Source organism: Micromonospora sp. MGP-C2 (assembly GCF_057766525.1).
This window is the reverse complement of sequence record NZ_JBYMEN010000002.1, coordinates 5,816,178-5,829,471: the sequence shown is the minus strand read 5'-3', so window position 1 is coordinate 5,829,471 and position 13,294 is coordinate 5,816,178. Positions and strand designations below refer to the sequence as shown.

Genomic DNA, 13,294 nt, shown 5'->3' with positions numbered 1-13,294 from the left:
CTAGCAGCGATCAGACGCCAGTTCGTGGCCCTCCGGGCGGTTTTGCCAGAATTCGTCAGTGAAGCAGGGTGTTGGCCAGGGGTTGGGCATCGTCGGGTGCGGGGCGGTCGCGGCGCAGCTCGGCCAGCAGGTCGAGGCGGCCGAGCTGACGCGCGACCCGGTCGACCACCCGTTCCGCGGCGGCCAGTGAGCGCACCGACAGCAACCGGCCTCGGCTCTCCCGGCGCAGCACGAAGTAGTGGACGGCGACGCGCACCTGGCCGCGATCGGCGGCGCTCGCCTGGGCGGTGCAGAGGACCAGCTCCCGCAGGCAGTGGGCGAGGCGTTCGGCAAGGTCGAGCTCGGGGCCGTGCAGGCCGCCACGGAGAGTGGCAAGGTGGCTGTCGACCTTGCGAATCAGCACGTCGGTGCCCGGTTCGATGGTGCGCTGCTCGCCGGCCATCAAATCCCCTCACCCCGGTTCGCGTTGGGGGTGAAGTTACTTTATGTTGCTCCGTACAAGCAAGCAGTTAAGTGAGACTTAACGGATCAAGCGCACCTTCCACGCTTTTTGCTAGTCTCGGGGCGCATTCCCCCGGGGTCGCTCGTGGTTGTCGTACCGGCGGGGCACGATGGATCGGTGACCGGGGCAGACGCAGACGCCGGCGCGGTGCTCGCCGGGTTCGGTCCGGCCACCCGCGCCTGGTTCGAGGCCGCCTTCGCCGCTCCCACCGCCGCACAGACCGGCGCCTGGCGCTCGGTCGCAGCCGGTCGCAACGCCCTCGTGGTGGCACCCACCGGCTCGGGCAAGACGCTCGCGGCCTTCCTCTGGTCACTGGACCGACTCGCCCGCGAGCCGGCACCGGCCGAGGCCCGCCAGCGGTGTCGCGTGCTCTACGTCAGCCCCCTCAAGGCCCTCGCCGTCGACGTGGAGCGCAACCTGCGCGCCCCACTGGCCGGGATCCGGCAGGCAGCGACACGGCTGGGCGTCGCACCGCCCGACATCACCGTCGGCATGCGCACCGGCGACACCCCGGCCGACGAGCGGCGCGCCTTCGCCCGCACCCCACCGGACATCCTCATCACCACTCCCGAGTCGTTGTTCCTGCTGCTCACGTCCGCGGCGCGCGATTCGCTGCGCGGCGTCCAGACGGTGATCGTCGACGAGGTGCACGCGGTGGCCGGCAGCAAACGCGGCGCCCACCTCGCCCTCTCCCTCGAACGCCTCGACGAGCTGCTGCCCGCTCCGGCGCAGCGCATCGGGCTCTCCGCCACCGTCCGCCCGATCGACGCCTGCGCGCAGTTCCTCGGCGGCGCCCGCCCGGTCGACGTGGTGCAGCCGGCCACCGCCAAGACCATCGAGGTCAGCGTGCAGGTCCCGGTGGAGGACATGACCCGCCTGGACGAGCAGGAGCAACCGGAGGACGACCTCGGCGGCCTCGGGCCACGCCGCGCGTCGATCTGGCCGGCCGTGGAGGAGCGGGTCTTCACCCTCATCGGGCAGCACCGCTCGACCATCGTCTTCACCAACTCGCGCCGCAGCGCCGAGCGCCTCTGCGCCCGGCTCAACGAGCTGGCCGCCGAGGCGGTGGCCGCCGCGTCGGACGACGGCGCGATCGGCCTACCGGAAGGGTTGCCGGCCGGCGACGACCCGGCGGGTGGCGCGCAGCGGTGGGGTGACCCGGCCGGTCCGGTGCGCAACCGGCCGCCGGCCGAGGTGATGGCCCAGTCCGGCGCGGCCACCGGCGCGGCGCCGGTGATCGCTCGCGCCCACCACGGCAGCGTCTCCCGCGAGGAGCGCAAACACATCGAGGAGGCGCTCAAGTCCGGCCAGTTGCCGGCGGTGGTGGCCACCTCCAGCCTGGAGCTGGGCATCGACATGGGCGCTGTCGACCTGGTGGTGCAGATCGAGGCGCCGCCCAGCGTGGCCTCCGGCCTGCAACGGGTCGGCCGGGCAGGGCACCAGGTGGGCGCGATCTCGCGCGGGGTGGTCTTCCCCAAGCACCGCGGCGACCTGCTCTCCTGCGCGGTGGTCGCCGAGCGGATGGCCGACGGCGCGATCGAGGAGCTGCACTACCCACGCAACCCACTGGACGTGCTGGCCCAGCAGATCGTCGCGATGGTGGCACTGGAGCCCTGGCCGCTGGGCGACCTGGCCGTGCTGGTCCGCCGGGCCGCGCCCTTCGCCGAGCTGCCCGACTCCGCGCTGCACGCCGTGTTGGACATGCTCTCCGGCCGTTACCCGTCCACCGCCTTCGCCGAGTTACGCCCCCGACTGGTCTGGGACCGGGCCACCGACCTGCTCACCGGCCGTCCCGGCGCGCAGCGGCTCGCCGTGACCAGCGGCGGCACGATTCCCGACCGGGGCCTGTTCGGGGTGTTCCTGGCCGGCGCCGAGCGGGCCGCCCGGGTGGGCGAGCTGGACGAGGAGATGGTCTACGAGTCCCGGGTCGGCGACGTCTTCCTGCTCGGCTCCTCCTCCTGGCGCATCGAGGAGATCACGCCCGACCGGGTGCTGGTCTCGCCCGCCCCCGGTCAGGCCGCGCGGATGCCGTTCTGGAAGGGCGACCAGCTGGGCCGGCCGGTGGAGCTGGGCCGGGCCATCGGCGCCCGGGTGCGCACCCTGCTGCGACAGACTGACGAGGCGGCGCTGGCCGCCCTGCGTGACGGCGGTCTGGACGACTGGGCCGCCAGCAACCTGATGGCCTACCTGCGCGAGCAGCGGGAGGCTACCCGCTCGCTGCCCGACGACCGCACGGTCGTGGTCGAGCGGTTCCGCGACGAGCTGGGCGACTGGCGGCTCGCCGTGCACAGCGTCCTCGGCGCCCGCGTCAACGGGCCGTGGGCGCTCGCCGTGGGCCGCCGGCTCGCCGAACGGTACGGGGTGGACGCCCAGGTGATGCCCTCCGACGACGGCATCGTGGTCCGACTTCCGGACACCGCGGACGAGCCGCCCGGCGCCGACGTGGTGGTCTTCGAGCCCGACGAGATCACCCAGCTCGTGGAGGAGTCGGTCGGCACCTCCGCGCTCTTCGCCGCCCGCTTCCGGGAGTGCGCCGCCCGGTCACTGCTGCTGCCCCGCCGCGACCCGCGCCGCCGCCAGCCGCTCTGGCAGCAGCGCCAACGCGCCGCGCAACTGCTCGACGTCGCCCGCGAGTACGCGGACTTCCCGGTCACCCTGGAGGCTGCCCGGGAGTGCCTCCAGGACGTCTTCGACCAGCCGGCGCTGGCCGGCCTGATGCGCGACCTGGCCACCCGCAAGGTGCGGCTGGTCGAGGTCGAGACCAGCGCGCCGTCGCCGTTCGCCCGGTCGCTGCTCTTCGGCTACGTCGGCGCGTTCCTCTACGAGGGCGACGCGCCGCTCGCCGAGCGTCGCGCCGCCGCGCTCGCCCTGGATTCCACCCTCCTCGGTGAGCTGCTGGGCCGGGTCGACCTGCGCGAGTTGCTCGACCCGGCCGTGCTCACCGAGACCGATCGGCAGCTGCGCTGGCTGACCGAGCAGCGCCGCCCCCGCGATGCGGAGGACGTCGTCGAGCTGCTGCGGGTGCTCGGTGACCTGAGCGACGCCGAGTTGACCGAGCGGGGTGTGCCGGAGGCCTGGCTGACCGAGCTGGAGGCGACCCGCCGCGTGCTGCGGGTCCGCATCGCCGGCGAACAGCGCTGGGTGGGTGTCGAGGACGCCGCCCGTCTGCGCGACGCCCTCGGCGTGGCGTTGCCGGTCGGGGTGGCCGAGGCGTACCTCGCCCCGGTGGCCGATCCGCTCGGTGACCTGGTGGCCCGCTACGCCCGCACCCACGGGCCGTTCGCCGCGGCCAGCTGCGCGGCCCGCTTCGGGTTGGGCGTGTTCGTCGTCGAGCAGGCGCTGCGTCGGCTCGGTGCCACCGGGCGGGTGGTCTCCGGTGAGTTCACCCCGGATTCGGCCGGCGCCCAGTGGTGCGACGCCGAGGTCCTGCGGATGCTGCGCCGCGGCTCGCTCGCGGCGCTGCGCCGGGAGATCGAGCCGGTGCCACCCCGGGCGCTGGCCGCGTTCCTGCCCCGCTGGCAGCAGGTCGGCTCGTCCGCCCGAGGTGTGGAGGCGCTCGCCGCGACGGTGGAGCAGTTACAGGGCGCGGCGGTGCCGGCGTCCGCCCTGGAGCGGTTGGTGCTGCCCGGTCGGGTCGCCGACTACTCCCCTGCCCAGCTCGACGAGCTGTGCGCCAGTGGGGAGGTGCTCTGGGCCGGGTCGGGCGCGATCTCCGGCGGCGACGGTTGGGTCACTCTCGCGTACGCGGACGCCGCACCGCTGCTGCTCCCGCCGCCCGACGAGGCGCTTACCCGCACCCCGCTGCACGACGCGGTGCTCGACGCGCTCGGCGACGGGCAGGCGCTGTTCTTCCGGCCGCTGGCCGACCGGGTCGGCTCGACCGACGACGCGGCGTTGACCACAGTGATCTGGGATCTGGTGTGGGCCGGGCACCTCACCAACGACACCCTGGCGCCGCTGCGCGCGGTGCTCGGTGCGGGCGGGGCGCACCGCTCGCGGCCCTCCGCGCCGCGCACCCGTTACCGGCGGCCCGGCCGGGTGGCGCTGCCCACCCGGGGTGGTCCGCCGACCGTCGCCGGTCGCTGGTCACGCCTCCCGGAACGGGACGTCGACCCGACGCGACGTGCCGCCGCGCTCGCCGACGTCCTGCTGGAGCGGCACGGGGTGGTCACCCGCGGCGCGGTGATGGCCGAGCAGGTGGTCGGCGGCTTCTCGGCGGTCTACCCGGTGCTGTCGGCGTTGGAGGAGCGTGGCGCGGCCCGTCGGGGTTACTTCGTCGAAGGGTTGGGCGCGGCGCAGTTCGCGGTGCCCGGCGCGGTGGACCGACTGCGCGCCCTGGCGGAGCCCGCCGACGGCGCCCGTGGCCGGGGCACCCCGACCACGGTGCTCGCGGCCACCGACCCCGCCAACCCGTACGGCGCGGCGCTGCCCTGGCCGGAACGGGTGCTCGACTCCGGCGACGGGGCCGCCCCGGCGACCGGGCACCGGGCCGGCCGCAAGGCCGGTGCGCTGGTGGTGCAGGTCGGTGGCGACCTCGTCCTCTACGTCGAACGCGGCGGCCGCACGCTGCTCTCCTTCAGCGACGACACCGACACCCTGGCCGCGGCCGGCAAGGCTCTCGCCGACGCCGTTCACTCCGGGGCGTTGGGCGCGATGTCGGTGGAGCGGGCCGACGGCGAGGCGGTGCACTCCTCACCGCTGCGCGACGCGCTGACCGCCGCCGGTTTCCGGGCCACCCCCCGCGGCCTGCGCCTGCGGGGCTGACCCGCCCGCCCAGCCAACGCTCGCCGGGCGATGCCACACAGACCGTGATGCCTGTGAGTCATCAAGATGACTCACAGGCATCACGCTCAGAAGAACGACATGCCCCGGCCCCTCCGCCGCCAGGCCCGGTACTCAGCGCAGGCCGTCGAGCACCTTCTCGTAGCGCGGGCGGTCAGCGGCCGGGGTCTTCGCCTCCAGATAGTTCAGCACCACCGCGCCACGCTGGTACGACTGGCCGCCCCAGGTTTCCGCGATGTCACTGGCACTGGTGTCGTCCGGGAACACGTAGACCGTGACCGCGTCGGTGGCGATCAGCTCGGAGCAGCCCAGACCGAGGCCGTCCGGGCCACAGTCGACGGAACGGTCCTTCGGGCGCGGCACCTTCAGGCCAGCGGCCCGGAAGGCGTCGACGACCTGCTTCGCACCGGGCGCACTGGCCGGCCGTTTTGGCAGCACCACCGGTGGCGGGCTGGCCGGCCGGCGCTCGGTCGGACCCTGCGCCCCGGCGGAAGGTGACACCGGGGCGACCAGCGCGCTCGTGGTGGGGGACGTCGGCGCGCTCGGAACGCCGGTGGGGGTCACCTCGGACGAGGCGGATGGGGCTGCGCTCGACCGGCCGTCGTCGTCACTGCCGCAACCGGCGGTGAGGGTAACGGCGACCAGCAGGGCTCCGACGGCGGGCAGGCTCCGAATTGTCACCAGGGCAGTCTGCCCAACGGCTTCCGGCGACGGGAGGGGCCGGTCGGTCACTGCGCTGTCCCGTATCCGCCACCCACCGCTGGACCACTCGACGCGGGTACGATCCCGGCCGGCAGGGCGGCGACGGCGACGAGTGGAGGGCCGGGGCGTGGGTGTGTTGGGTGGGCCTCCCCGGGGTGTCTCCCGAGGGACCTCCTGCGGGTATCGGGCCGATGTTCGACTGTGGAATGCTGCCCCGGTGGGTGAACAAGTGGTTCCCGTGGGTTGTCCCTGCTGTGCATCCCGGACCGGCGGGGGGACCTGCCCGGTCTGTTTCTGGACCGACGACGGCCAGACCGACGCGGACGCCGACGCCGTCCGGGGTGGCCCCAACGGCGACCTGAGCCTCTCGCACGCTCGACTCAACTACGCCGTCTACGGTGCCAGCCACCCGCGCTACCAGGACATGGTGCGCCAGGCCCGCCCCGACGAGCGCCCCTGACGCAGCACTCGACGAGGCGGGCACGGGTCAGCAGACCGGCACGCTGCCGCCGTACACGCTCGAAATGTAGGCGTGGCTGACGTACTGGCCGGTGGTCAGGCGGTTCCAGCGGGTGGTGGTGCGGTACGGGCCGGCCACCGACTGACCGGTGACGTAGCACTGGATCGGCACGTGGGCCAGCCGGGCGGCGAGACCACGGGTCGCGTACGACGTGCTGGCCCCGGAGCGGATGTTGAGCGGGCCGTCACCGACCACGCCACGTGGCCCGCCGCCGGTCCACAGGTAGGCGACGTCCACCCAGGCGTTGGTGGTCAACCGCAGGCCGTCCCAGAAGGTGCCGTCGGCCAGGTCGATGCCAGCCGGGTTGAGCACCGTACGCCCGAACTGGTCCCGCCCGCCGTTGTAGCCGGACTGGTACGCGGCCTGCGCCTCGGGCCGGCCCTGCGGCAGGTTCTTCCAGTTCTCCCGCACCGACGAGGGGTTCCAGTAGTCGTCGCGGGTGTTCCACGGACCGACGTCCCAGACCGGGGCGTACTCGCAGCGGGCGCCGCTGGTCGTGCAGACCCGCACTGTGTAGTCGCCGGTGTTGAGTGGGGAGAGACCGCGCCGCGACGGGAGTGCCACGAAGTGGTCCCGGGGTTGCACGGTACGGCCGTTGGCGGTCACCTCGCCGACCAACCCGATACGGGTGGCGTACACCCGGTAGGTGCGGCCGGGCGTGGCGGCGGAGACGGCGGCTGTCGCGTCGGCGGTGAGCCGCACGCCGCTCACGGTCGCGGTGGCCCCGCCGTTGGGCGCGGTCAGCACCACCCGGGTCTGCACCCGGGTGACCGGCCGGTCGAAGACCGCACCGCCGGTGGCGGCCTGCCACTCCGTCCAGCCGGCGGTCCGCCAGCCGCGGACCTGCGCCTCCACTGTCGCCCCGCCGGGGACCGAGGCGCTGATCTCGGCGCGGACCCGGGTGGCCGGCCGGGCCAGGGTGCGGGGCGTGGTCAGCAGCATGCCCTCGGCGACAGCGCTGTGTGGGCTTCGGGCGCGGTGGCCGGTGGCCCGGGCCTCCCGCAGTCGCAGCCCGGCGGCGGTGCGTCGGACGTTCACGTCGTCGCGGTCGATGACCGAGACATCGACGTCCCACCGTTCGCCACCGGGCGCCCCGGCGGTGAGGATGATCGGACTGCCGGCGACGGGTGTGGCCCGGTCTGCGCTGGGGGCGGGCAGGAACGCGGCGGCGAGCAACAGCGAGAGAGTGGCGACGAGGGCGACGGATGGGATACGACAACGAGGTCGCGTCATGGGCATTCTCCTCAGAACCCCCTGACCTTCGCATGTCGGGAGATCATGAGGAACCTGTGTACAAATGGCGACACATGCGAATGATGCTCAAAAGAGGGAGGATGGCAGGGTGCCCGAAGGCGACACCGTCTGGAACACCGCGCGCGTGCTGCACCGCGCGTTGGCCGGCGCGCGGATCACCAAGAGTGACTTCCGGGTGCCGCAACTGGCGACCACCGACCTCAGCGGCTGGACCGTGCGCGAGTCGGCCAGCCGGGGCAAACACCTGCTGCTGCGCCTCAGCGCCCCCGACAGGAGTCCCGCAGGGCGACCCGCGCCCGACGCCGACTGGACCCTGCACTCGCACCTGCGGATGGACGGCGCCTGGCGGGCGTACGCCCCGGGGGAACGGTGGGGCGGACGGCCCGCGCACCTGATCCGGGTGGTGCTGCACAGCCCCGGCGCTGTCGCGGTCGGCTACCACCTGCACGAGATGACCCTGCTGCCGACCGCCGAGGAGGACCGACTGGTCGGCCATCTCGGCCCCGATCTGCTCGGGCCGGACTGGGACCCGGCCGAGGCGGTCCGCCGGCTCGCCGACCACCCGGAGCAGACCATCGGTGAGGCGCTGCTCGACCAGCACAACCTGGCCGGAGTCGGCAATCTCTACAAGTGCGAGGTGCTGTTCCTGCGGGGCGTGTCGCCGTGGACGCCGGTCGGCGCGGTGCCGGACCTGCCCGGCATGGTGGCCCTCGCGCAACGGTTGCTCGCGGCCAACCGGGGACGGTGGACGCAGAGCAGCACCGGCTCCCTGCACCGGGGGCAGACCAGCTACGTGTACGGCCGCCGCGCCCAGCCGTGCCGCCGCTGCGGCACGGCGATCCGCAAGGAGGAGCTGGGCGAACGGGTCACCTACTGGTGTCCGGTCTGCCAACCCGAGCACCCGGACCGGCCTGAGCCCGGCTGACCAGGTCGGCCATTCACCAACGCCACGCCAGAAACGGACGATTGGGTAATTCCTATCCGGCCGTCGGAGTCGCATGCTGCGGTTGAACCCTCACCGACCGTCAGCAGAGTGCCGAGGTCCGCCACGCCGGGGTGGCGGACGTCGTGCCCCGACCCCGGGGAGAGTCATGGCGATGTTCCGCAGGCTCCGCTCCACCTTCTTCGAGCGGACCACACGCGAGACCAACGGCCGGACGGCGTCCGTGCCGGCCGCGCGTACCGCCGAGGAGACCACGCCGGCACCGAGTCTGGACCCGGCCGTGGTGCCGCGCAGCTTCGGTCCTGTGCCGAACTTCGCCCACAGTCCTCGCCCGGCACGTGACCCCGCGGGGAGGGTGGTGCCGGGCACCGGACTGCGCAAGTTCGTCGACCCGCTGCCCGTTCCGGGCCAGCAGAGCCGCACCGACCTCGGCAGCCACCTGCCGGTGGCAGCCCCGGACACCATCAGCTACCCCGGATGCGACTACTACGAGATCGGCCTCCAGGAGTACGCGCAGCGGCTGCACCGGGACCTGCCGGCCACCCGACTGCGCGGCTACCGGCAGCTCAACCTGGGCACCGACGAGACGGGCCACAACACGGTGGCACCCCCGAACGGCCCTGGCACCTCGGCCCGATGATCCTCGCCCGCCGGGGTCGACCGGTCCGGGTGAAGTTCATCAACCAGCTCCCCACCGGCCGGGCCGGCGAGTTGTTCCTGCCCGTGGACGACACGATCGAGGGCGCAGGTCCCGGCCCGTTGGACGGGCCGGCCCCGTACCCACAGAACCGGGCGGTGCTGCACCTGGCCGGGGCGCAGACCGGCTGGACCAGCGCCGGCAACCCGGGGCAGTGGATCACTCCGGCCGGGGAGATCACCCCGTACCCGACGGGGGCGGGCGTGACGCCCGTGCCGGACATGCCGGCGCCGGGTGCCGGGGCCACCACCCTCTACTACCCGAACGAGCAGAGCGGCCGGCTGCTGTGGTTGCACGACAACACCCTCGGCCTGGCCCGGCTCACCGTCTACGGCGGTCAGCTCGCGCTCTACCTGCTCACCGACCCGGCCGAGGACCAGCTCGTCGCCGACGACGTGCTGCCGGCGGACCAACTGCCGCTGGTGATCGAGGACAAGACGTTCGTGCCGGACGACACCCAGCTCGCCGCCGAGGACCCGACCTGGGACCGGGAACGCTGGGGTGCCCGGGGAAGCCTCTGGCACCCCCACGTGTACCAGCCGCGGCAGAACCCGTACCGGTCCGGCGGACGCAACCCCACCGGCCGGTGGGACTACGGCCCCTGGTCGCGCAACCCCACCCCGGGCGGCACCCGCACCGACGGGTGGGCCCCGAACCCGCACCACGACCCGGTGGACGCGCCGGACGAACCGCCGCTGAGCCCTGGGCTGCCGCACCCGTCGGCGGTCCCCGAGGCGTACGGCGACACCCCGCTCGTCAACGGCGTCGCCTACCCGTACCTGGAGGTTCGGCCGCGCGCGTACCGGTTCCGGATCCTCAACGCCTGCCTGGACCGCAGCCTCAACCTCCAGCTCTACCGCGCCTGCTCCGACGCGGCGATGTGGACGGCCGACGGCGCACTCGCCGACGCCGACGCCGGCGAGGTGCCGATGGTGCCCGCCGTGCGGGCCGCGGACCGACCGCCGGGGTGGCCGACCGACGGACGCGACGGCGGCGTGCCGGACCCGCGCACAGCCGGGCCCGAGTTCATCCAGATCGGCAACGAGGCCGGGCTGCTGCCCGCCCCGGTGGTGCTGCCGAACCGCCCGATCGGCTACCGGTACGACCGGCTCGACCCGACCGTGCTGAACGTCGACGGGCACACCCTGCTGCTCGCCCCGGGTGAGCGGGCCGACGTGCTGGTCGACTTCTCCGCCGTGCCACCGGGCAGCACGCTGATCCTGTACAACGACGCCCCCGCTCCGCTGCCGGGCTACGACCCCCGCTACGACCAGCACACCGACGCAGCGGACCGGACCGCCGAGGGCGGCCCGCCCCCCACCGAGCCGGGGTACGGCCCGAACACCCGCACCCTGCTCCAGTTCCGGGTCACCGGGACACCCGCGCCGCCGTACGACCTGGCCCGCCTAAGGGAGAGGCTGCCCCTGGCGTACGCGGCCAGCCAACGCCCGCCGATCGTGCCGCAGCCGGCGTACGACCCGGCTTTCGGCACCCGCACAACGTCGGAGACTGCGGTGCCGGTGCACGCCACCACTGTGACGTTCACCCCGGCGGGCGGTGCCGGCCCGGTGACCCTGCCGATCGCGGTCAAGGCCGCCCAGCAGGTCTTCGAGCCGGATCACGGCCGGTGGGTTGGCCGGCTCGGCGTCGGGCACCCGCACGCCGGGCCGCTCAACCCGACGACGCTGCCGCTGGGCCCGACCGATCCGGTGACCGAGGTGCTCTTCGCCACCGATCCCGCCGTACCGGTGGGCACCCCTACCGATGGCACCCAACTCTGGCGGATCAGTGGCAACGTCCGGCAGACCGAGCCGCTGCACTTCGGCGGCTGCGACGTGCAGGTGGTCAACCGGGTCGGCTGGGACGGCACGCTGCGGCCGCCGCACGGCACGGAGCTGGGCTGGAAGGACGTCGTCCGGGTCAACCCGCGGGAGGACGTCGTGGTGGCGTTGCGCCCGGTCGCCCCGGTGCTGCCGTTCAAGCTGGGCGACAGCGTCCGGCTGCTCGACCCGGGCCTCCCGGCCGGGGCGCGCACCGGGTCAACGCCGGTCAGCCCCGCGGACGGGCGGCCCGCCACGGTGGTCAACCAACTGGTCAACCTGGGCTGGGAGTACCGCTGGCACAGCCACCTCGCCGGCCACCGCGACGGCGGGATGACCCGGCCGCTGGTGCTGCGGGTGGCGCCGAAGGCACCGACCGGGCTGACCGCCACACCGGCGCCCGGCTCGGCCACCGCGCTACCCGCGATCGCCCTGGCCTGGACCAGCAACGGCGGGCGACCACCTGCCACCAGCCACCTGCTGCAACGGGCCACCGACGCGACCTTCGGCGGCGAGGTCACCACGATCACCGTCGCGGCCGCCGCCACCCGGTACACGGACGCGACAGTCACCCCCGGGGTGACGTACCACTACCGGATCCGGGCGGAGAACGCCGTCAGCTACTCGTCCTGGTCGAACGGGGTGCCCGCCTCGGTGCACCTGGCGGCACCGAGCGGCCTGGTCGCGGCGCTGCCGCCAGCCGCGCCGCTGCGGGTGGCGCTGCGCTGGTCGAACCGGTCGTTCGCCACCGGCATCGACGTGCAGCGGGCGACCAACCCGACGTTCACCAGCGGCCCGGGCACCACGGCGATCGGGGTCAGCGACAACCACCTGGACGTCACTGTCGCACCGGACACCACGTACTACTACCGGGTTCGGACCACCTACCTGGGCGCCGCCTCGGCCTGGTCGACAGTCGCCACGGTGAGCTGCCCACCCGCACCCGGCACCCCCAGCGGGGTGAGCGCCACGGCCAGCGCTCCCGGGCCGGACACGGCGACGGTGATCCTGGCCTGGGCGGCGAGCACACCGACCGGCCCCGGGTCCGGGTTCATCGTGCAGCGGGCACTCGACCCGGCATTCGACCGGGAGGTCGCCACCTTCACGGTGACCGGTCGAGGCTTCACCAACACGGGGCTGGCCCGGGGCGTGACCTACCACTACCGGATCCGGTCGTTCAACGTCGTGGGCAATTCGCCCTACACCGGCCTGGTGCTGGTCACGACACCACAGTGACCGGCCCGACGGACCGGCCGTCGGCGTTGCTCTCAGCGGGTCGGTGCGCGCAGCGGCGTGCCGACGGCGCGCAGCTCGGCCAGGGCGCCGGCGACGCCGTGCAGCAGGTCGGTCGCCTCGGTGAGCCGGTCGGCGGCCGGGTGGGCGGCCTCCGGTCGGGCGTCCTCGGCCAGGTAGCCGGCGGCAGCGACCACCAGCCGCTCGTAGGCCGCGACCCCGCTCTCCAGTTGGCCGGTCAGCACGGCGTGCGCCTCGGCCAGCGGCGCCCGGGCGTCGGCCGGGGCCAGCCGCAGCGCACGTTCGACGCTGGCCACCCGTGCGGCCAGGTCGCGCAACGAAGCATCGGCGGTGGCGGCCTCCTGCACGGCCGGTCCGGCCAGCCCGGTGAGTCGGGGGGCCATCCCGGCCAGGGTGAGTGCCGCCCGGTCCAGTCGGGCCCACTGCTCGCCCGCGCTGGTGCCGCGCAGGGCGATCCGGGAGCGGACCCGGCGAACCTCGGCCAGCACGCCCGGGCCGACCGGCAGCCGCTCGACGGCGGCGATCAACCGGGCCCGCGACCGGGCCGCGGCCTCGGCCGGATCGAGTGCGGGGGCGCCGGCTGGGCGGCCAGGGCGCGCGCGTCGATCCACCGCCAGGCGGCGAGCGCCACCGCGCTGCCCGCGGCGCCGGCCCAGGCCGCGTCGGGAAGACCAAGGCCGGCGTACGGGGTCAGCACCGCCGCCGCACCGCCGAGCCCACCGGCCAGCACGCTCCACCGTCGGGCGGAGCGGCGAAGCCGGTCCAGCCTCCGGAAGTATCGAGTCCGCTCGTCTGCTGCCACCCTGACCCCCTCGGTCCG

The 13,294-nt window shown here is 74.1% G+C and carries 6 protein-coding genes and 2 pseudogenes; 4 read left to right on the top strand and 4 right to left on the bottom strand.

The features are described from left to right. Nucleotides 1-55: 55 nt before the first annotated feature. Entirely contained in the window at nt 56-442 is a 387-nt protein-coding gene (locus AC3CF1_RS26830; protein ID WP_488451539.1) for a hypothetical protein, read from the bottom strand. Nucleotides 443-619: 177 nt separating this feature from the next. On the opposite strand from AC3CF1_RS26830, the gene AC3CF1_RS26825 reads away from it, so the two are divergent. Continuing rightward, nucleotides 620-5,266: an ATP-dependent helicase gene (locus tag AC3CF1_RS26825; RefSeq protein WP_488451538.1), complete on the top strand. Its 4,647-nt coding sequence runs from the start codon at nt 620-622 to the stop codon at nt 5,264-5,266. Between the two features lie 132 nt (nt 5,267-5,398). Here AC3CF1_RS26825 and AC3CF1_RS26820 read toward each other — a convergent pair whose 3' ends face one another. Further along, nucleotides 5,399-5,965, bottom strand: a complete 567-nt coding sequence (locus AC3CF1_RS26820; protein ID WP_354981097.1) for a hypothetical protein — start codon at nt 5,963-5,965, stop codon at nt 5,399-5,401. Nucleotides 5,966-6,203: 238 nt separating this feature from the next. Between AC3CF1_RS26820 and AC3CF1_RS26815 the strand changes: the two genes are divergently transcribed. Next, on the top strand, nt 6,204-6,446 hold the full coding sequence (locus AC3CF1_RS26815) for a CPCC family cysteine-rich protein (protein WP_088946738.1): 243 nt from the start codon (nt 6,204-6,206) through the stop codon (nt 6,444-6,446). A 27-nt stretch (nt 6,447-6,473) separates the two neighbouring features. Here AC3CF1_RS26815 and AC3CF1_RS26810 read toward each other — a convergent pair whose 3' ends face one another. Continuing rightward, nucleotides 6,474-7,739: a hypothetical protein gene (locus AC3CF1_RS26810; RefSeq protein ID WP_488451537.1), complete on the bottom strand. Its 1,266-nt coding sequence runs from the start codon at nt 7,737-7,739 to the stop codon at nt 6,474-6,476. A 109-nt stretch (nt 7,740-7,848) separates the two neighbouring features. Here AC3CF1_RS26810 and AC3CF1_RS26805 point away from each other — a divergent pair, with 109 nt between their 5' ends. Both AC3CF1_RS26805 and AC3CF1_RS26800 read left to right on the top strand, forming a co-directional pair. Continuing rightward, nucleotides 7,849-8,685, top strand: a complete 837-nt coding sequence (locus AC3CF1_RS26805) for a DNA-formamidopyrimidine glycosylase family protein (protein ID WP_488451536.1) — start codon at nt 7,849-7,851, stop codon at nt 8,683-8,685. A gap of 166 nt (nt 8,686-8,851) precedes the next feature. Further along, nucleotides 8,852-12,456, top strand: a pseudogene (locus AC3CF1_RS26800) (hypothetical protein). A gap of 32 nt (nt 12,457-12,488) precedes the next feature. Here the strand turns inward: AC3CF1_RS26800 and pspM are convergent. Then, nucleotides 12,489-13,276, bottom strand: a pseudogene (gene pspM, locus AC3CF1_RS26795) (phage shock envelope stress response protein PspM). Nucleotides 13,277-13,294: the final 18 nt, after the last annotated feature.